Genomic DNA, 16,993 nt, shown 5'->3' with positions numbered 1-16,993 from the left:
CGCAGAACCCTGATTTTGAACGCGTTCAAATCTAGGGCTACCCTGAGGACTCCTGACCAAGGGGGCTCGATGAAGGTGGTTCTGCCGGGGGGAACCGGACAGATCGGTACGATCCTCGATCGCGCGCTGACGGCAGCCGGACATGAGGTCACCGTGGTGACCCGGCACCCGCCGGGTGAGCGGCAGGTCGGCTGGGACGGGGCCACGCTCGGCCGCTGGGCCGAGGTCGTCGACGGCAGCGATGTCGTCATCAACCTGGCCGGGCGCAGCGTCTCCTGCCGCTACACCGCCGAGAACCTGCGGGCCATGATGGATTCCCGGGTGGACTCGGCGCGCGCGGTCGGGCAGGCGATCGCCGCCGCCGCGCGACCGCCGCGCGTGTGGCTGCAGATGAGTACGGCGACGATCTACGCCCATCGCTTCGACGCGGCGAACGACGAGACGACCGGCGTGATCGGCGGCTTTGAGCCGGGAGTTCCCGGCTACTGGTCCTACAGCGTCGACATCGCCAGGAACTGGGAGCACGCCCAGGCCGAGGCGCCGACGCCGGCGACCCGGAAGGTGGCGCTGCGCTCGGCGATGGTGATGAGCCCGGACCGGGGCGGGGTCTTCGACGTCCTGCTGGGACTGGCCCGGCTGGGGCTGGGCGGCCCGGTCGCCGGTGGCGGGCAGTACGTCTCCTGGATCCATGACGAGGACTTCGTGCGCGCGGTGGAGTTCCTGATCGACCGGGGCGACATCGAGGGCCCGGTCAACCTGGCCTCCCCCGGCCCGCTCCCGCAGCGGGAGTTCATGCGGACGCTGCGCGCGGCACGGGGCGTCCCCGTGGGGCTGCCGGCGACCCGGTGGATGGCGGAGCTGGGCGCCTTCGTGCTGCGCTCGGACACGGAGTTGCTGCTCAAGAGCCGCCGGGTGGTGCCGGGCCGGCTGTCCGCGGCCGGGTTCGACTTCGCGTATCCCGAGTGGCGGCCGGCCGCCGTGGACCTCGTCGGCCGGGCCAGGCTGTCCCGGTCCCGAGCGGCCGGCTGACGTTTACTTGAAACTACAAGTAGTTGCTGTATCGTCCACCGTGGTTCAAATGTGAAGCGAGCTGCTCGGGAGGACGCCATGCGTGTCGCGATCACCGGATCCACCGGACTCATCGGCTCCGCCCTCACCCGCTCCCTCCTCGGGGACGGCCACCAGGTGGTCCGCCTGGTCCGCGACCGTTCCGCCGCCGCCCCGCACGACGGCAGCGAGTCCGCGCACTGGGATCCGGTCGCGGGCCGGGTCGCCCCCGGCGCGCTGGACGGCGTCGACGCCGTCGTGCACCTGGCCGGCGCGGGTGTGGGCGACCAGCGGTGGACGGCCGCCTACAAGCGGGAGATACGCGACAGCCGGGTGCGCGGCACCGACACCGTCGCGCGCGCCTGCGCCGTGTCCGCCGCCCCGCCGCGCGTCCTGATCTCCGCGTCCGCGACCGGCTACTACGGCGACACCGGCGAACGCACCGTCGACGAGAGCGAGCGGGCCGGGGACGACTTCCTCTCGTCCGTCTGCGTCGACTGGGAGGCGGCCGCCGACCCGGCCCGGCAGGCCGGCGTCCGCGTGGTGCACCCGCGCACCGGACTGGTCGTCTCCGCGCGGGGCGGGGCGTTCGGCCGGCTGTTCCCGCTCTTCCGCTTCGGACTGGGCGGCCGGCTCGGCTCCGGCGACCAGTTCTGGCCGTTCATCTCCCTGACGGACCACATCGCGGCGCTCCGCTTCGCCCTCGGCACCGAGGAACTCTCCGGACCCGTCAACTTCACGGCCCCCGAACCGCTGACGAACCGCGAGGTGACCCGGGCACTGAGCCGCGCCCTGCGCCGTCCCGCGGTCGCCGCCGTACCGGCCCTCGCCCTGCGCGCGGCGCTCGGCGAGTTCGCCGCGAGCATCACGTGCAGCGCCCGCGTCGTACCGGCCGCCCTGCACAAGGCCGGTTTCGCCTTCGCCCATCCGACGATCGGCGCGGCGCTCGACTCGGTGCTGCGACCGGCCGCCTGACGAGGCCGTCCGCAGGAGCGGAGAGCGCCGAGCGCGAGGCCGGATTCCGTCCGTGCCCGAGTGCGCGAACGCCCGGCGCACGGGACCATGGTCGTCCGGGCGGGGCGCGGGACCACGTGGCCCTGCGGACGGAACCGGACGACGTGGCCCGCGGACGACGGGTGACGAGGAGGAAGCCGTGTGCCGACTGTTCGGGCTGATCAGCTCCCCGCTGCGCACGCACGCCACGTTCTGGCTGCTGGACGCCCCCGACAGTCTCAGTGTGCAGAGTCGCCGCGAGCCGGACGGCACCGGGCTCGGGTTCTTCGACGCGGGCGGCAGGCCGGAGGTGCACAAGGCACCGATCGCCGCGTACGAGGACCGCGCCTTCGCCCGGGAGGCCCGGGAGGTGGAGTCGGCCACCTTCCTCGCGCACATCCGCTACGCCTCGACCGGCGGGCTGGACGTGCGCAACACCCACCCCTTCGAGCAGGGCGGGCGGCTGTTCGCGCACAACGGCGTGATCGAGGGGCTGGACGAACTGGACCGGCAGCTCGGCGAGGACCGTTCACTGGTGCACGGGGACACCGACTCCGAGCGCTTCTTCGCCCTCGTCACGCGGGAGACGGCGGCGCACGGCGGGGACGTGTCCGCCGGCATCGCGTCCGCTGCCCGCTGGGTCGCCGGGAACCTGCCCCTGTACGCCCTGAACATCATCCTCGTCACCGCCCGGGAGCTGTGGGCCCTGCGTTATCCCGCCACCCACGAGCTGTACGTCCTGCGGCGCCCGGCGGGCGGTCACCACGGATCGCGGCATCTCGACCACGCCGGCCGGCATGGCCACATGCGGGTGCGCTCGGCGCATCTGGGTGATCGTCCGGCGGTCGTCGTGGCCAGCGAGCCCATGGACGAGAGCCCGCACTGGCAGCTCATGGCGCCCGGCGAGTTGCTCCACGTCGACCCCGAGCTGCGGGTGACCTCCCGCATCGCCGTCGCCGATCCACCGGCCCACCCGCTGACCCTGTCCGACCTGCGCCCCGAGGCGGCCGCCTCCCAACGGCCCGCGTAGCGCGGTGACCGGGCTCACGAACTCGAAACTTGCGCAACCCGTAAACTTTCGGGCGTGGAGACTACCGAAGTGACGGGTTGGGAGACCGCCGTGCTCGAGGGCGGGCCGGCGGACGGGCTGCGGATGAAGGTCTCCGACCGGCCGCGCGTGATCCAGGTGACGTACCCCTGCCAGGTCGAGGCCGCACCGCCCGGCGGCGTACGCGCCGAGGCGGTGTACCTGTACCGCCGCGACTACGCCGTCACCAGCGAGCCCCTGCGGTACGGCTTCGACATCGCGAGCCCCTGACACACCGCGGGCCCACCGGTCAGGAATCGGAGTCGGGTGTGCTGCGCGCCGCCGCGTAGGCCTGGGCCGGGGTCATGGAGACGCCGTTGAGGCTGACCGTCCGGTAGGGGCTGACCTTGGCGCAGGTCTTGGCCTGGTCGGCGGTGGAGGCGTGGGCGCCTCCGACGGCGGCCTGGGTGTCGGCCGGCGCGGGCGAGGAGCTGCCGCCCGGGAAGGTGGTGCCGCTGGGCCAGTCGCTGCCGATCACCAGGGTCAGGCCGGTGCCGGTGCCCTGCTTCAGATGCGAGGAGGGCAGGCCGAGCGCCTTGGCGGCGGTCATCGCCTCGTCCTTCTGACCGGTGCCGTAGGTGAGGCTGGTGGTGGTCGCCGGGCTCGGCGCGTTGGCCGTGGTCGTCGCGGAGCTGAAGCCCTGGTCGGTCAGGGCGGTGGCGATGACCGAGGCGCGGCCGGTGACCGTGGTGCCGTTCTCGACGGTGACGGCGATCTGCGAGGCGGGCACGGCGGGCGTGGTGGCCTTCGCGGTCGCCGAGGCCGCCGCGGACTTCTTGCCGGAGCCGGTGGTCAGCGACTGGTCGTTGGCGATGGTGGAGAACAGCGTCCTGGCACCCGGTCCGACGACCACGCGCTCCTTGTTGTTCGGGTCGGGCGCCGTCTGCATCGTCGTGAACGTCATCCGTTTCGTCGGCACCTTGTTGACGTCCGACGCGAGCGAGATCAGCTTCTTCACGCTGTCCAGGCCGTCGTCCACGGTCAGCGCCTTGGTCGCGGCGTCGGCCAGGCCGTAGACCGCGGTCGGGTCGGTGAGCGTGCCCGCGCTCTTGAACTTGCGGATCATCGAGCTGAGGAAGATGTGCTGCGAGATCGTACGGCCGAGGTCACTGCCGTCGCCGAAACCGTGCCGGGACCGGACGAACTCCAGGGCGGCCTGGCCCTTGAGGGTGTGGGTGCCCTTGGACAGCTTCAGGTGGGAGTAGGTGTCGTACACGTCGTCGCTGACACAGACGGAGACACCGCCGACGGCGTCGGACATCTTCACGACGCCGGAGAAGTCGAGCTTGACGAAGTGGTCGATGGGGATGCCGGTGAGCTGGTGGACGGTGGCCACCTGGCAGGCGGGGCCGTACTGCAGAGCGCTGTTGATCTGGCCGTAGTAGCCGGAGGTGGACTGTCCCGACTCACTGTCCTTGCAGGCCGGGACCCGGGTCATGGTGTCGCGCGGGATGCTCATCACCGTCGCGTTGGAGCGGTCGGCGGATATGTGCACCACCATCTCCACGTCCGCGTTGCTGCCGGTCTGCACGCCGGTCTTCGAGCAGCCTCCGCCGAGCGCGCAGTCGGCCTTGCTGGTGCGGCCGTCCGAGCCCATGACCAGGATGTTGATCGGGGTGCGGCCGAAGGCGTCGGCCTTCTCGGTGCCGCCCTTGCCGTCGAGGGCGACGCTGTGGATGTTGCCGTTCAGGTGCTGGTAGAACCACCAGCCCGCACCGGCCGTGACCACGATGATCACCGACAGGCCTATCCCGAGGACCTTCAGCACCTTCCTGCCGCGGCCCGCCGGACGGCCCCGGCGCCCTCGCCTGCCGCGCTCGCGGGCGGCCGCCCGGGCCGCGGCCCGGCCACCCGGCCGCGGCGTCCCGCCGGACTCGGCCGTTCGCTGTCCGGGCAGCCGAGCGCTACGGCTGCGCGTGGCCTGCCCGGTGGGCCCGTCCCACGGGTCGCTCATCTCCCACTCCCCTGAACGGTCGGGCCCTCAGGCTGGGCCGTGGGGGGTACGGCCCGGCCCGCGCGGCGGTGTACGGGCGGCGGAGCGCACCGCTCCGCCGTTGCTTGCGTGGTTGCGCAATCTAACAAATCTGTGGGCCGAACAGCACAGATACACACATGATTCACAGGTGAGGCATCTCATGGAACAGCCGTGCGGTCCCGCGACGGTACGGGAGCGGGAGTCTACGCGCCTCAGATAAGAGCCACATATAGAGCTTTCATCAAAAGCGCAGTGCGGAGCCGCTGCGGAAGGGATCGTCACAGGGTCGAAAGATCCCCGCGCGGGCGCTCTCAGCCGCCGGTCCCGCGCAGCCCGCGGACAGGGCCGCAGGGGCCTGCCGAGCGCGCCGTCAGCTGACCCACCATCACCCGGACCAGGGTCACGACGTCGGGGTCCTCGATGTAGTAGACCTGCCGCCGGCCCTCACGGCGGGCGCGGACGAGTCCGGCGAGCTTGAGCTTCGCCAGGTGCTGGCTGACCGCCGGGAGCGCTCCGCCCACCCGGTCGGCGAGATGCGTGACATCGCTCTCCCCCTGCGACAGGGCCCACATCAGATGCAGCCGGGCGGAGGAGGCAAGCAGACCGAACGCCGCGGCGGCCTCGGCCAGCACCTCCGCGGAGGGGTCCTCGATGCCGGCGACGCTCTCCGTCACAGTCCTCTCCCGTCCCCGCCCTCGTCACAGCCGACGCACGCGCGCCCACCCAGTGTAGGCGCCCAGTCCCGGCGGCCAAGTGCCACCGGGACGGTCCGGCCGTCAGCGCCGGGACCGGGCGCACGCACGGAGGCGGCGGGAAGAGTCCCCTTCTAGCGAGGGCTCAGTCCTCGTAGAAGTTGTTGACCACGACCTCCGGCTCGTCGTCGTCGAACGCCTCGTTCAGCAGCGCGCCGCCGATGAGGCCCGCCGCACCGGCACCGATGAGCGCGCCCGTACCGAAGCGCCGGCCGCCGCCCTGCTGGTGCTGGTCGTGGTCCGCGTACGGCTGGCCGTACCCCTGCTGCGGGTAGCCCTGTTGCGGGTAGCCCTGCGGCACCGGCTGCGGATAACCCTGCTGGGGCGGGGTGTAGAACGGGGGTGCCGTGGTCTGTACGCGCTGCGCGCAGGCGCCGCAGGTCTGGACCGGCCGGGGCACGCCCCACTGCGGGGACCAGGTCACGGTCGTCACGCCCGGGCCGTGGTTGGGGTCGAAGAAGCAGGTCACGCTGGAACTCCCGGTGGTGGGTTGCGGGGACGAGGGGAACGCCGGGGCCGGCGGGGCGGCGACCGGCGGCTTCTGCGGGGCGGGCGGCCCCTGGTCGACGGCATGCGTCTGCGGCAAGGCGACCGGGTCCGGGTCGGGAGCCGGGCTCAGGTCGGGAACCGGGCTCGGGGGTGTCTCTTTCAGCACGGCCACGCCGTAGTCGGTGGCGATGCCGGCGAGTCCCGAGGCGTATCCCTGCCCGACCGCGCGGAACTTCCACCGCGCGCCGTGCCGGTACAACTCGCCGAAGACGAGCGCGGTCTCGGTCGACAGGCCGCCGGACGCGAGGTCATAGCGGGCCAGTTCGGTGCCGCCCTCCCGGTCGAGGACGCGGATGTGCGCGCGGTGCACCTGCCCGAAGGACTGGCCGCGGCTCGCGCCCTCGTACAGCGACACGGTGAAGACGATCTTCTCGACCTCGTCCGGGACCCTGGTCAGGTCGGCCTCGATCCGCTGGTCGTCGCCGTCGACCGGACCGCCGCCGCCCAGGTGGCGGACCGAACCGTCGGGGCTGCTCAGGTTGTTGAAGAAGACGAAGTGCCCGTCGGACGGCACCTTGCCCGACGCGGTGCACAGCAGGGCACCGGCGTCCAGTTCGTAGCCGGTGTCGGCCTGCCAGCCCAGCCCGACCGTCACAGCAGTCAGACCGGGGGCCTGCTCGCTCAGCGACACATTGCCGCCCTTGGTCAGGGACACGCTCATCCACGTCCTCCGCAGCCGCTCGTACTTACCGCGTTCATCATGATCGACGTCCCTGGGCCACTCCGGGTTCCTCGATTGCGCAATGTCTTAATCGTGTCGCAGAACCTCGACGGGTCATCACCAGAGGCCCGCGGGCGGCCAACAGCCCTTGTCCGGCTGCGTCGAGCTGCCCCTAGGCTTGCGCAAGCTGGCATAACACGTGTCGGTCTCCGGCGCACTCGACGCGGATCCCGACCCGACGGGAGGAACATCACCATGGGCATCATCGGCTGGATCATCCTCGGCCTGTTCGCCGGAGGCATCGCGAAGATCCTGCTCCCCGGCCGCGACCCGGGCGGCCTGATCGGCACCACGCTCATAGGCGTCGCGGGATCCTTCATCGGCGGCTGGCTCTCGGTCCGCTTCCTCCACCGCCCGGTGGAGAAGCACTTCTTCGACCTCTACACCTGGGGCGCCGCGATCGCCGGTTCCCTGGTGCTGCTCATCGGTTACCGCATCCTGTTCGGCAACTCCCGGGACTGACCCGGCTCCCGGGCGCCTGGCATCGCCTTCGGCCGCCACGCCGAGCGCTCGGGCTTCTCCTCCCTCTTCGCCGACGACTCGCCGACCCGACTCCGGTGCTGAAGGCGCCGGCCGTCACCGCGGCGGCGGAGACGCACGCCAGCCGGGCGCGGTGGCCTGAGCGGGACGCTCTTGCACCCTTCGGACGGCTCGTGGGGCAACCAGGCCACTTTTCATCCCTACGGGTGAATCGGCGGATGGATGTCCGGACTCCTCCCGCTCTGTGCGGTGTGCTGAGCCACGCAGCCCTGATGCCGTCACAGGGCCCGGCCGTACTCAGGACAGGGGGGAGCGGGTCGTATGGGAGTCTTCGTGCTGTGCGCGTGGCTGCTGACCGCCGGGCTCGGCGGATACCTCGGCACGGTGTGGGTCCGGCACGGCGGACTGCGGCAGCGCACGCCCGGTGTGACGCGGCTGCCGCTGTGGCTCGTGCTGGGGCACGTGGCCCTCGCGGTGACCGGGCTCGCCGCCTGGACCACCTACGTGGTCGGAGGGGTGCGGAGTTCGGCCTGGGCCGCGTGCGCGGTCGTGCTGATCGTGGCCGCGTTCGGCTTCATGATGCTGCTGCGCTGGCTGCCCAGTTCCGGGCGCCACTCCCACGGGGACGCCACGGCCGAGCGGCACTTCCCGCTCACGGCCGTGGTCGCCCACGGCACGACCGCCGGCGCCACCGTGCTGCTGGTGCTCCTCGTCGTCCTGCGCAAGGTGTGAGCGCCCGTGGCGCGCGCGGTTCGAGCCGCCGTACCTCAAGTGGCGTGAGCGGGAGCCCGGTTCACTTCCCGGTGGGCCTGCGGCGTACCGCGGCCGTACCGGAGGTGGCGGACGTACCGAAGGCGCCGGTGGCTCCCGTCGTGCCGGAACCGCCGACTGACCGACCGTGCGGAGCGTTCCCCCGGCCGCCGGTACCGGTGCCGCCGCCACCGGAGTCCCTACCGCCGCCGGACGGAAGGCTGAGCGCACGAGGGGTCTCCTCGGAGGCGTAGCGCATGTCGCGGCCTGCTGGACGGTTGATCATGTACTGGGTCCTCGGCGAGTCCCGGAGGTTGTACGAGCACCCCGGACCCGGCGGTGCCGGGTGGCAACGGCCCGCGCGGACCGGCAGGTTGGCGGTGCGAAAGTGGATGGGAAAGGTCTGACCGGCCCGTGTCCGGTCATGCGTTGCAAGCCCCCTGAGGTGCCGGAACGACTCCCTCACAGGGGGCGGGACAGGACGGGTGCACGACGGCACATGCTCGCTGGGCCTGGTGGGACGGCGGTTTCCGTGGTGTGCTGGTAGTGGCGGGAAGGACCGAGAACAGACGCGGGGAAGCGGCCGCGAGCCGTGCACCGCGCAATCCGGATCCGCGAGAAGCGGGTGGCCCTTCCCGCCCTGTCGTGCCCTCTCCGGCACGCGGGGCGGCGGACGCCGCCCGGTGTCGGGTGCTCAGCCCCGGCCGCCGCTGAGGTTCCCCCACCGGGGGCCGATCTGCTTCCACTCCTCGTCCCACTCGGCCATGCGCCGCTTGATCAGCCGGTTGCGGACCACCCAGCCCGCGCCCCAGACCACCGTGCCGGCCGTCGGTGCGACGAGGACGCCGGTGAGGGCCGCCTGGAGATCGGCGGCAGCGCCGGTGACGGGCGCGGAGACCACATGACCCGCGCGGTTGGTCCACACGGTCACCTGGGATCCGGTGGGGGCGCTGGGGGGCACCTTCGCGCGGTCGGTGTGCACGGTGCCGTGGACGTCCGTCCAGCGCACGGTGGCCCACACCCGCCCGTCGTCGTAGCCGGTCCCGGAGGCCGGGGTCCGCGCCGCGCCGTCGGTGAGCACGGCGGACACGGCGTGCACCTGGGCCTGCCGGGCGGAGAACGCCGCACCGGCGGTCTGGGCCGCCACGAGACCCGCCGCGGCCCCGCCGAGCACGGCGAGCACCCAGGTCAGGAGGACGATCCAGGCCTCGACGACGTCGCTGTGCCGCCGGAGCGGATTGCGTCGCCAGCGCCACAGCCGTACCTGGGCGACCGTCGTGGGAGGTGTCCGGGTCATCGTCACCGCCTCCTCTCGCGCACCGGCGGCTTCGCCGTACCGCTCCACGTACCCCTCGCCGGGCAGGATCGCGCCGGGCGGGCGGCGAGCGGGCTCGGGGCGGTCTCCCGGACCCGGCCGTCGAGTGTCACCACACCATCGTGCACCTCAATCCGGGAGTCGGCGGAGTGAGTGCGCGAGAGGCTCGGGACGACTTCCCGCCCCGCCCCCCGCCGACCGGCGGAGTCGGGACGTACGGCCCTGCCGCCGTGGGCCGAAGGACACTGGGTGGACGGCGTGGGACGGACGACAGTGGGGATCAGGAGCGGCACCGATTCCCCCGCGGTGTCGCTCCGTCCCCCGGCTGCCGCCGCGCGCCGGGGACCTGCGAGGCGGGGAGAGCCACCGACCCGCGAAGACGAGGCGGGGAGAGCCACCGACCCGCGAAGAAGCAGCCACCCGCGAGGAAGCCAGCCATGATCCGTGACGGCGAGCCGGCGCACCGGCGCATCGACCTCGACCCGGTGGAGGCGCTGCGGCTGCTGGACAGCGTGTCCCTGGGGCGGGTCGTGTTCACGCGGCAGGCGCTGCCCACCGTCCGCCCGGTCAACCACGTCCTCGACGGCGGCGACATCGTGATCCGCACCCACGAGGGCGCGGCGCTGACCACGCACGCGCGGCAGGGCGGAGGCGAGGGCGTGGTCGTCGCCTACGAGGCCGACGCGATCGACCCGGACACCCATCTCGGCTGGAGCGTGGTGGTCACGGGGTACGCCCGGCTCGTCACGGACCCCGCGGACCTCGCCCGGGTCCGGACGCTGCTCGCCCCTTGGGCGCCGCAGGAGGGCATGGACCACGCCGTACGCATCCACCCCTCGATGGTGACGGGCGTGCTGCTCACCGACACACCGGCCACGCCCGCCAAGGGCTCCGCCCGGCGGGCGCATGGAGGCAGGAGTCTGGAGGCACCACCCGGCCGCCGGCTTGGGGAGAGGTACGTGGCGGGCCCTACGACGGTGTGAGCGGCAGGTCGTCGGTGTAGGCGTTCACCGGCTGGGCGATGGGGCGGGTGGCCTGGGCGTCGAGGGCGGGCTGCGCGGTTCTGGTGCCGAGGGCGCCCTGGGAGTGCCAGGTGCCGGTCACCGCGAGCCAGGTGTTCGCGGGCGGGGTCTCGCTGCCGTACACGCGGATCTTGACGGTCTGGGAGTCCGCCGCACAGCACGTGAAGATGATGCGGGTCAGGTACCAGCCGTCGCCGCCCGCGGCCGGGGTGACGAAGCCCGTGAGCCGGACGAGTCTGGTCCTGATGGCCCGGCTGGGGTCCTGCTGGACCCGCTTGGTGAAGTCGGTGAGGGTCAGGGGCAGCGGGGACGTCGCGGGCAGCGGAGCGAATCCTTTCTGCACGGCGACCGGCTTGGCGTTCGAGCGTGCCGCGGTGTACGCGCCGAGGGCGGGCGGAGCGTAGAAGAGCAGGCTGAGCGCGGGGAGGAACAGCAGCCAGGCGACGGGCGGGGCTGCGGAGTGGGCGTGGCCGTGACCATGGCCGGGGCCCGGGCCGGGGCCGGGGTCATGGTCGTCGTGGGCGGCGCGTTCCGGTCCGCCCCGTGCGGCCGCCGCGGCCAGCCCGAGCAGCAGCAGGACCACGCCGGAGGTGATCAGCGGGGGACGCAGACCGGCCTTGACGTAGCGCAGGTAGAGGTCGGTGAAGAGGGTCGCGTGCAGCAGGCCGATGCCGGTCAGGGTCAACAGGAGGGTCTGGGCCGGGCGTCTCACAGCAGCGCGCCTCCGGTCAGGACGCTCGCGGCGACCGCCACGAGGGTGGTGGCCGTGGAGAACCGCCAGGCGAAGGCCCGCCCGAAGGTGCCCGCCTGAAGGGCGATCAGCTTCAGGTCGACCATTGGGCCGACCACCATGAACGCGAGCCGGGCGGCCGGGGAGAAGCCGGTGAGCGAGGCGGCGACGAAGGCGTCCGCCTCCGAGCAGACCGCCAGCAGCACGGCGAGCCCGGCCAGGAAGAGCACCGAGAGCCAGGGCGAGCCGGAGAAGGCGTCCAGGACGGAGCGCGGCACCGCGACGTTGAAGGTGGCGGCGGCCATGGCTCCGAGGACGAGGAAGCCGCCGGCGTGCAGGAAGTCGTGCTGGAAGCCGACCCGGAACTCGTGCAGGCGGCTGCGGCCGTGCCGGTGGCCGGTGTGCCGGTTTCGCAGCACCGGCCGCAACCACTTCTCCCTGCCCAGCCAGAGCCACAGCCAGCCCATCACGGCCGCCGTGGCGAGGGAGGCAAGCAGCCGGGCGGCGACCATCGCGGGGTTGCCCGGGAAGGCGACGGCGGTGGCGGTCAGCACGACGGGGTTGATGGCGGGCGCGGAGAGCAGGAAGGCGAAGGCGGCGGCCGGGGTGACACCACGCCGGATCAGGCTGTGCGCGACCGGGACGGAGGCGCACTCGCACCCGGGCAGCACCGCCCCGGCGGCGCCGGCGACGGGCACGGCGAGGGCGGGCCGCTTCGGCAGGACCTTGGTGAAGAGGTCGGCCGGCACGAAGGCGTTGATCGCGCCCGACAGGGCGGTGGCGAGGAGGAGGAAGGGGAGTGCCTGGACGGTGATGGCGAGGCACACGGTGCGCCAGGCCTGGACGGCGGGCTGATCCAGCCACCCGGTTCCGGCGAGCGCGAGCACGGCGACGGCACCGAGCGTGATCACGAGGGCGGCACCGAGCGGCCCCGGCCGGACGCGGCGTACGGACGGCGAACCGGCGGGGACGACCGTCACGCCCTCGGCCACGCCAACCAGTTCATCCGCTTTTTCCATGATCACTCCGGATGTCGGTGTCTGGCCGACGATAGGCGCGGCCCCGGCTGCCACCCCGCATCGACCCGCGCCCGGACGGCGGATGCGTCCCATTGGCGGCACCCGTGGCCCTTCTCACAATTTGCCATGAACAGGCCCGAAGGTGACCGCTGCCACGTCGCCCAGCACACGCTTTGTCTACGTTCGAGGCCATGCCGTCTTACCCCTTCCTCACCTTCACCTTCGCGCGCACGCGGACCTGTGCCCTGCTGGCCTCGGCCGCGGCCCTCGTCTCCGTCGGCGCGCTGCACCCGGCACCGGCCGCGGCCGCCCCCGCCCGGGCCGCCTCCCCGCGTGCCACGGCGGCCGTGCTCGACCTGGACGCCGCCGGCCGCACCCCCGTGGTGCACGGGAAGGACACCGCGTACGACACCGCCAGCATCGTCAAGGTCGACATCCTCGCGGCGCTGCTGCTCCGGGCGCAGGACGCGGGACGGCAGCTCACCGCCGCCGAGCGCGGCCACGCCGAGCCGATGATCGAACGCAGCGACAACACGGCGGCCAACGCACTCTGGCGCGAGATCGGCCAGGCCTCCGGGCTGGCGGCGGCCAACAAGCGACTGGGGCTGACGTCGACGACGGGCGGGACTGGCGTCAAGTGGGGCCTGACCCGGACGACCGCGAGCGACCAGATACGGATGTTGCGGGCCGTGTTCGACGGGGACGCAACGGGGAGGTCCGGCGCCACCGGGAAGTCGGCCCTGAACGCGCAGTCCCGGACCTACATCCGCGGCCTCATGGGCAAGGTCGTCCCCGAGCAGACCTGGGGTGTCTCGGCCGTCAGCGGCTCCGGAACCCCGCGGGCACTGAAGAACGGCTGGCTGCAGCGCAACACCTCCGGCCTCTGGGACGTCAACAGCGTCGGCCAGGTCACCGTGAAGGGACACCGCTGCCTCGTCGCGGTGCTGTCGAACGGCAGCGCCTCGATGAGCGACGGCATCTCCCTGGTCGAGCGGACGGCGCGCGAGGCAGTCGCATAGCGCCTCAGCGTTCCCCCGGCCGGTGGGGCCGGACGACGGCGGTGACCGCGAGCGACCCGAGCGCGGCCAGGCAGAGCCGGGCGAAGGTGTCCCCGATGCGGTCGTAGACCGTCGTGACGCCGTGCACGGGGTCCCGCTCCGCCGCGAGCCGCCGGTCTCGACCGGCTTGTGGGGTCGCGACCTCCGCGGGGTGCCGGGTGACCTGTGCCGTCGAGGTGGACGGGCGGGCGGCGCCGCCCGCCGGGATGCAGGTCTCGGCCTACCGGATCGTGCAGGAGGCGCTGGCGAACGTGGTCAAGCACGCCGGTCCGGTCGCCGTACGGATCGCCGTGCGCGGTGACGACGCGCGGCTCACGGTCGAGGTCGAGAACGACCCGCCGGCCCGGGCCACCGGCCGGTGCCCGGCAGCGGGCGGGGGCTGGTCGGGATGCGGGAGCGGCTGCGTCCTGACCGGGCTGGGCCTGGAGAACCGGGTCCAGGCTGCCCTGTACGCCCACCGGGCCGGCCTCGTCTGACCGGTGCACGCGGGTCCCTCAGGTGAGCCTGCCCCGCCGCCACCTCCGAGTGGTCCAAACCAATCCGCCACCCCTGTGACGCGCCTGTGACAGTCGGCGGACACCGTCATGACGTCCGGCAAGCAGTCTGGAGAAACAAGGGCAAATCGCCCTAAACGGTCAGACCCCTCGCCGCCGGAGGACAAGCACCATGAGCGCCACCCTCGCCACGCACACCGAAGCCCCCGCCCCCGCGCTGGCTCCGCGCGAGCGGGAGACGCTCCGGCACATCGCCGCCGGCCGCACCTATCTCCAGACCGCCCGCCACATGGGCCTGTCCACCCACACCGTGGACGCCTACCTGCGCCGCATCCGGGCCAAGCTCAACATCACCAACACGGCCGAACTGACCCGCGTGGCCATCTCCCTCGGCATGTGATCACGTCCCGGGCCCGGCCTCGGCGCGCTGATGCGCACGGACCCGGGGCGCTGCCGTCCGACGGCCAGGAAGCACGGCCGTTTTCGTCGTCGCCGGTCAGCCGACGGTCAGGGAGAACGGGCCGGCGAGGACCGAGTAGCCGTCATTGGCGAGGTAGTACACGTCGTACGTGCCCGCTCCGCCCAGTCTGCCGGTCGGGAAGGTGACGGCGCCGCTGGCGTTCGGGGCGTAGGACCAGGTCAGCGAGGACTGCTTGCCCGGGGTCACGCCCGCCGGGTAGACGCCGATCCAGTTCTTGGCGTTCACCTGGGTCGCCGACGGCACCGAGTAGCGGAAGGTGACGTTGCCGCCGCCGGAGACCGCGTTCAGGTCGCCGGTGAGCGTCGGGGTGGTCGCGGTGGCCGGGGCGAACGCGGCGTTGAGCGGTGTCGCGTAGGTGTCATTGGCCGTGAGACCCGGCAGGCCGAGCGCGGCCTCGACGGTGCGGCCGATGCCGTAGTGGTCGTAGTGCGACGGACTGCTGGTGCCGGCCGGGACGGTGCCCTGGGAGCCGACGAGGGTGGTGACGATGTGGTTGTAGCCCTCGTTCTGGCTCTCGTCCCAGGTCAGGATCAGCAGCGAGCGCTCCTGCGTCCAGGCGGGGGAGGCCAGGACCGGGGCGAGGGTCTGCTTCAGCCAGCCGTCCTGGGTCTTCAGGCTGGTGCTGCTGCCGTTGCCGGAGGCCTCGCCGTCGTAGTAGTCGTCGGCGGCGATCCAGGAGAAGTCCGGTGTGGTGGCCGCGGACTTCAGGTCGGTGGTGAGCTGCGTGGTGTCGAACAGGTGGGCGGCACAGCGCGTCGCGTCACCGCTGATGTCGGTGTAGTTGATGAAGGGTGCGTCGTCGGGCTCGTAGTAACTGTCGTTGTTGTTCTTGGTGTTGCAGGGCGTGCCCATGCCCTGCTCGTACGCCTTCCAGGTCTTGCCGGCCGCCTCCAGGGTGTCGCCGAGGTTACGCTCGGGAGAGTTGATGTTCGGGAAGTAGGTGGCGCCCTTGGCGTAGGTGTCGCCGCCGGCTACGGCGAGGTAGTTCTCGTCGCTCGGGTGGTACACGCCGTGGAAGTCGGTGAGTGTGGCGCCCTGGGACATGAGGCCGTGCATGTACGGCGTGTCCGCGGGGTCGTTCATGACCTCGGAGTAGTCGGTGTTCTCCATCATGACCATGAAGACGTGGTCGTAGCCGGGGACCCTGGACACGGGCGGCGAGAGCGGAGTGGGCGCGGTGACCGGGGTGTCCAGGGTGAGGGAGAGGTTGTCGAGGTAGCCGGTCTCGCTGCTCGTCGACAGGAACTGCACCTCGACCTGGATGGAGCGGGTGCCGGCCGGGACCGCGCCGGTGGTGCTGCGCGCGAGGAACTTGGTGGCCAGGCCCCGGTCGCTCGCGGACACGGTGGGCAGCTTGGCGGCGGCACCGACGGGGCGTCCGCTGCCGTCGTGGAAGTGCAGGCTGACCGCGGCATAGCCGCTGTAGGTGGTCCAGCCGCCGAGCCAGCCGGAGAGGTTGTAGTGCACTCCCCCGCCGTCGATGGCCGAGGCGGCCGAGGAGACGTCGACGGTCTGTGTCATCGCTCCGTCGCCGAAGTTGCCGGGCCCGAAGAACGCCTTGCCCGCAGTGTTGCCGTCGCTCGGCAGTCCGAAGGAGGCGACGCTGTGGCACATGACGTTCAGGCCGCCCGCCTCCGTGGTCCAGCCGGGGACCGTCGTGGCGGCCGCCCAGTCGCCGGTGCAGTAGCCGCCGCTCTCCGCGTCGCCGTTGACGATCAGGTTGCCGCTGTTCCCGGCCGCCCGGGCGGCGGGGGCGGGAGCGGCGACGATCAGTGCGCCGAGGAGGGCGAGCAGCCCGCCGAAAGATCTCCAGCGCAGTCGCATACGTGGTACCTCGTCCCGTTGGTGAGGATGCCGTGACGGGTGGCGCCCGCACGGCCTGACTGTGCGCAACGAACGGGACATGAGTACTGGTCGTGGCTGTCGAGGGGAAGAACCGCGACCAAACTTGACCAGACAAGTTCGCGTCCGGCACCTCGCGGTCGAGGCAGGGGGGCGGGCGGGCTTTTCGGTCACCGCGGAAGGGGCACGCGGTCGGGGTCAGGACTTCCGAGCGGAGGGCGGTATCACCATGAGCGAGTACGAATGGTCCCGCACGATGCCCGCACAGCCCGAGCAGGTCTTCGACCAGGCGGCCAACCTCGGCCAGCTCGACGCCTGGCTCCCGGACGCCCTGCACGTGGAGGCCGAGGAGCCGCCCGCGGTCACGGTGCACGAGGACCGGTCCGGCCAGGACATGGCCGCCCTGCTGCGGGCCCAGCCCGAGCAGATGCGCCTGGAGTGGGGCACCCGGGAACAGGGCAGCTACACCGGCTGGCTCCAGGTGTCCGGCATCGGCACCGGGGCCAGCGAGGTGACCGTGCACCTGTCGTTCTTCGACCCCGGTCACGACCCGGGCCAGGAGGCGGTGTTCAACGCGCTGGACCACAGTCTGCGGCGCCTGGAGGAGCAGGTGCGGATGCGCGTCGACAACGGGGCCGGCTGAACTGCCGGATCCGCCGCGGCAACCGGTGTCTGCCA

General features: G+C 72.3%; 20 protein-coding genes. 11 read left to right on the top strand and 9 right to left on the bottom strand.

From position 1 onward, the window contains the following. The first annotated feature begins 69 nt into the window (after positions 1 to 69). The 4 genes from ABB07_RS36585 (at position 70) to ABB07_RS36570 (ending at position 3,358) form a co-directional block, all read left to right on the top strand. Entirely contained in the window at positions 70 to 1,029 is a 960-nt protein-coding gene (locus ABB07_RS36585) for a TIGR01777 family oxidoreductase (RefSeq protein ID WP_208902731.1), read from the top strand. A 78-nt stretch (positions 1,030 to 1,107) separates the two neighbouring features. Then, the gene (locus ABB07_RS36580; protein ID WP_208902730.1) at positions 1,108 to 2,022 is read left to right on the top strand and encodes a TIGR01777 family oxidoreductase; all 915 of its coding nucleotides are present in this window, start codon (positions 1,108 to 1,110) and stop codon (positions 2,020 to 2,022) included. Positions 2,023 to 2,200: 178 nt separating this feature from the next. Beyond that, entirely contained in the window at positions 2,201 to 3,070 is an 870-nt protein-coding gene (locus tag ABB07_RS36575; RefSeq protein ID WP_208902729.1) for a class II glutamine amidotransferase, read from the top strand. A 54-nt stretch (positions 3,071 to 3,124) separates the two neighbouring features. Continuing rightward, on the top strand, positions 3,125 to 3,358 hold the full coding sequence (locus tag ABB07_RS36570) for a hypothetical protein (protein WP_234357842.1): 234 nt from the start codon (positions 3,125 to 3,127) through the stop codon (positions 3,356 to 3,358). 19 nt (positions 3,359 to 3,377) lie between these two features. Here ABB07_RS36570 and ABB07_RS36565 read toward each other — a convergent pair whose 3' ends face one another. The 3 genes from ABB07_RS36565 to ABB07_RS41605 all read right to left on the bottom strand — a co-directional run bounded on the left by ABB07_RS36565 (position 3,378) and on the right by ABB07_RS41605 (position 7,064). Next, positions 3,378 to 5,081 (bottom strand): LCP family protein, encoded by a 1,704-nt coding sequence (locus tag ABB07_RS36565; RefSeq protein WP_244189643.1) that lies wholly within the window; start codon positions 5,079 to 5,081, stop codon positions 3,378 to 3,380. 332 nt (positions 5,082 to 5,413) lie between these two features. Further along, positions 5,414 to 5,776 carry an ArsR/SmtB family transcription factor gene (locus ABB07_RS36560; protein WP_208902728.1) on the bottom strand — a complete coding sequence of 121 codons (363 nt, stop codon included), beginning with the start codon at positions 5,774 to 5,776 and terminating at the stop codon, positions 5,414 to 5,416. A gap of 163 nt (positions 5,777 to 5,939) precedes the next feature. Then, positions 5,940 to 7,064, bottom strand: coding sequence for a TerD family protein (locus tag ABB07_RS41605; RefSeq protein ID WP_208902727.1), 1,125 nt, complete (start codon positions 7,062 to 7,064; stop codon positions 5,940 to 5,942). Between the two features lie 255 nt (positions 7,065 to 7,319). On the opposite strand from ABB07_RS41605, the gene ABB07_RS36550 reads away from it, so the two are divergent. Together ABB07_RS36550 and ABB07_RS36545 are read left to right on the top strand one after the other, a co-directional pair. Beyond that, on the top strand, positions 7,320 to 7,586 hold the full coding sequence (locus ABB07_RS36550) for a GlsB/YeaQ/YmgE family stress response membrane protein (protein WP_208902726.1): 267 nt from the start codon (positions 7,320 to 7,322) through the stop codon (positions 7,584 to 7,586). Between the two features lie 339 nt (positions 7,587 to 7,925). Next, a complete protein-coding gene (locus ABB07_RS36545) occupies positions 7,926 to 8,336 on the top strand; it encodes a hypothetical protein (RefSeq protein ID WP_208902725.1) in 411 nt (136 codons plus the stop codon). A 61-nt stretch (positions 8,337 to 8,397) separates the two neighbouring features. Here the strand turns inward: ABB07_RS36545 and ABB07_RS36540 are convergent, their stop codons facing one another. After that, entirely contained in the window at positions 8,398 to 8,640 is a 243-nt protein-coding gene (locus tag ABB07_RS36540; RefSeq protein ID WP_208902724.1) for a hypothetical protein, read from the bottom strand. 408 nt (positions 8,641 to 9,048) lie between these two features. Next, positions 9,049 to 9,651 (bottom strand): Rv1733c family protein, encoded by a 603-nt coding sequence (locus ABB07_RS36535; protein ID WP_208902723.1) that lies wholly within the window; start codon positions 9,649 to 9,651, stop codon positions 9,049 to 9,051. Between the two features lie 455 nt (positions 9,652 to 10,106). Here ABB07_RS36535 and ABB07_RS36530 point away from each other — a divergent pair, with 455 nt between their 5' ends. After that, positions 10,107 to 10,652 carry a pyridoxamine 5'-phosphate oxidase family protein gene (locus ABB07_RS36530; protein ID WP_208902722.1) on the top strand — a complete coding sequence of 182 codons (546 nt, stop codon included), beginning with the start codon at positions 10,107 to 10,109 and terminating at the stop codon, positions 10,650 to 10,652. Here ABB07_RS36530 and ABB07_RS36525 read toward each other — a convergent pair. Further along, positions 10,639 to 11,403, bottom strand: coding sequence for a TIGR03943 family putative permease subunit (locus tag ABB07_RS36525; RefSeq protein WP_208902721.1), 765 nt, complete (start codon positions 11,401 to 11,403; stop codon positions 10,639 to 10,641). The genes ABB07_RS36530 and ABB07_RS36525 overlap by 14 nt on opposite strands. Continuing rightward, positions 11,400 to 12,440, bottom strand: coding sequence for a permease (locus ABB07_RS36520; protein WP_244189642.1), 1,041 nt, complete (start codon positions 12,438 to 12,440; stop codon positions 11,400 to 11,402). Before ABB07_RS36520 ends, ABB07_RS36525 begins: the two co-directional genes overlap by 4 nt. Positions 12,441 to 12,631: 191 nt before the next feature. Between ABB07_RS36520 and ABB07_RS36515 the strand changes: the two genes are divergently transcribed. Next, positions 12,632 to 13,459: a serine hydrolase gene (locus ABB07_RS36515; protein WP_208902720.1), complete on the top strand. Its 828-nt coding sequence runs from the start codon at positions 12,632 to 12,634 to the stop codon at positions 13,457 to 13,459. Positions 13,460 to 13,463: 4 nt separating this feature from the next. On the opposite strand, the gene ABB07_RS41600 is transcribed toward ABB07_RS36515, so the two are convergent. Then, positions 13,464 to 13,586 carry a hypothetical protein gene (locus ABB07_RS41600; protein WP_279617412.1) on the bottom strand — a complete coding sequence of 41 codons (123 nt, stop codon included), beginning with the start codon at positions 13,584 to 13,586 and terminating at the stop codon, positions 13,464 to 13,466. A 70-nt stretch (positions 13,587 to 13,656) separates the two neighbouring features. Here ABB07_RS41600 and ABB07_RS36510 point away from each other — a divergent pair, with 70 nt between their 5' ends. Both ABB07_RS36510 and ABB07_RS36505 read left to right on the top strand, forming a co-directional pair. Continuing rightward, positions 13,657 to 13,974, top strand: a complete 318-nt coding sequence (locus tag ABB07_RS36510) for a sensor histidine kinase (protein ID WP_208902719.1) — start codon at positions 13,657 to 13,659, stop codon at positions 13,972 to 13,974. Between the two features lie 190 nt (positions 13,975 to 14,164). Continuing rightward, positions 14,165 to 14,392, top strand: a complete 228-nt coding sequence (locus tag ABB07_RS36505) for a response regulator transcription factor (protein ID WP_208902718.1) — start codon at positions 14,165 to 14,167, stop codon at positions 14,390 to 14,392. A 96-nt stretch (positions 14,393 to 14,488) separates the two neighbouring features. Here the strand turns inward: ABB07_RS36505 and ABB07_RS36500 are convergent, their stop codons facing one another. Continuing rightward, complete coding sequence (locus ABB07_RS36500; RefSeq protein WP_208902717.1) at positions 14,489 to 16,297, bottom strand: alkaline phosphatase family protein; 1,809 nt, start codon at positions 16,295 to 16,297, stop codon at positions 14,489 to 14,491. A 247-nt stretch (positions 16,298 to 16,544) separates the two neighbouring features. Here ABB07_RS36500 and ABB07_RS36495 point away from each other — a divergent pair, with 247 nt between their 5' ends. Beyond that, positions 16,545 to 16,958, top strand: a complete 414-nt coding sequence (locus ABB07_RS36495; RefSeq protein WP_208902716.1) for an SRPBCC family protein — start codon at positions 16,545 to 16,547, stop codon at positions 16,956 to 16,958. Positions 16,959 to 16,993 lie beyond the last annotated feature (35 nt).

This window comes from Streptomyces incarnatus (assembly GCF_001027185.1).
Taxonomy (GTDB): Bacteria; Actinomycetota; Actinomycetes; order Streptomycetales; family Streptomycetaceae; genus Streptomyces; species Streptomyces puniciscabiei.
The sequence above is the reverse complement of the archived record's forward strand: the minus strand, read 5'-3'. Positions and strand labels throughout refer to the sequence as shown.

Coding starts and splice junctions, on each gene's coding strand:
- ABB07_RS36585 (WP_208902731.1), top strand. CDS start 70: ATGAAGGTGGTTCTGCCGGGGGGAACCGGACAGATCGGTACGATCCTC.
- ABB07_RS36580 (WP_208902730.1), top strand. CDS start 1,108: ATGCGTGTCGCGATCACCGGATCCACCGGACTCATCGGCTCCGCCCTC.
- ABB07_RS36565 (WP_244189643.1), bottom strand. CDS start 5,081: ATGAGCGACCCGTGGGACGGGCCCACCGGGCAGGCCACGCGCAGCCGT.
- ABB07_RS41605 (WP_208902727.1), bottom strand. CDS start 7,064: ATGAGCGTGTCCCTGACCAAGGGCGGCAATGTGTCGCTGAGCGAGCAG.
- ABB07_RS36550 (WP_208902726.1), top strand. CDS start 7,320: ATGGGCATCATCGGCTGGATCATCCTCGGCCTGTTCGCCGGAGGCATC.
- ABB07_RS36545 (WP_208902725.1), top strand. CDS start 7,926: ATGGGAGTCTTCGTGCTGTGCGCGTGGCTGCTGACCGCCGGGCTCGGC.
- ABB07_RS36540 (WP_208902724.1), bottom strand. CDS start 8,640: ATGATCAACCGTCCAGCAGGCCGCGACATGCGCTACGCCTCCGAGGAG.
- ABB07_RS36535 (WP_208902723.1), bottom strand. CDS start 9,651: ATGACCCGGACACCTCCCACGACGGTCGCCCAGGTACGGCTGTGGCGC.
- ABB07_RS36530 (WP_208902722.1), top strand. CDS start 10,107: ATGATCCGTGACGGCGAGCCGGCGCACCGGCGCATCGACCTCGACCCG.
- ABB07_RS36520 (WP_244189642.1), bottom strand. CDS start 12,440: ATGGAAAAAGCGGATGAACTGGTTGGCGTGGCCGAGGGCGTGACGGTC.
- ABB07_RS36515 (WP_208902720.1), top strand. CDS start 12,632: ATGCCGTCTTACCCCTTCCTCACCTTCACCTTCGCGCGCACGCGGACC.
- ABB07_RS36505 (WP_208902718.1), top strand. CDS start 14,165: ATGAGCGCCACCCTCGCCACGCACACCGAAGCCCCCGCCCCCGCGCTG.
- ABB07_RS36500 (WP_208902717.1), bottom strand. CDS start 16,297: ATGCGACTGCGCTGGAGATCTTTCGGCGGGCTGCTCGCCCTCCTCGGC.
- ABB07_RS36495 (WP_208902716.1), top strand. CDS start 16,545: ATGAGCGAGTACGAATGGTCCCGCACGATGCCCGCACAGCCCGAGCAG.